Raw genomic sequence first — 634 nt, forward strand, 5'->3', positions numbered from 1 at the left:
AATGTCATGGACATCACACGTCATATGAAGAGCATGCGCTCGACGGCCCGGCGAGCGCGCTCGGCGACACGCGGATCGATGGTGACGATGTGACGGTTCTCCTCGAGCGCGGCACGGATATTGGCGAGCGTAATGCGCTTCATGTGCGGGCAGAGATTGCAGGGACGCACGAAATCGACGTCGGGATGCTCGACCGCGACATTGTCGCTCATCGAGCATTCGGTCATCAGCACCACGCGCGCCGGCTTATGCCGCGCGACATAGTCGGACATCGCCGCCGTTGAGCCGGCGAAGTCGGCCTCGGCGACGACCTGCGGTGCACATTCGGGATGGGCAAGAACGGTGACGCCCGGATGCGCCTCGCGCAACTCGCGAATGTCGGCCGCTGTGAAGCGCTCATGCACCTCGCAATGTCCTTTCCAGGCGATGATCTCGACTTTGGTCTGCGCGGCGATATTCCTTGCCAGGTATTCGTCGGGCAGCATGATGACGCGCCGCGCGCCGAGCGATTCCACCACCGCCAGCGCATTGCCCGAGGTGCAGCAGATATCCGACTGTGCCTTCACGGCGGCGGAGCTGTTGACGTAGGTGATCACCGGCACTCCCGGATAGCGCCGCCGCATCAGGCGCACGT

Annotated in this window: 1 protein-coding gene; it reads right to left on the reverse strand. The window is 63.6% G+C overall.

Annotated elements, in window-relative coordinates:
* Positions 1–20: 20 nt before the first annotated feature.
* Positions 21–634: quinolinate synthase (locus ACWGS9_RS35150; protein WP_454509473.1), on the reverse strand; the 614-nt coding region annotated here is incomplete at its 5' end.

It is taken from the genome of Mesorhizobium sp. Arg314, assembly GCF_053714275.1.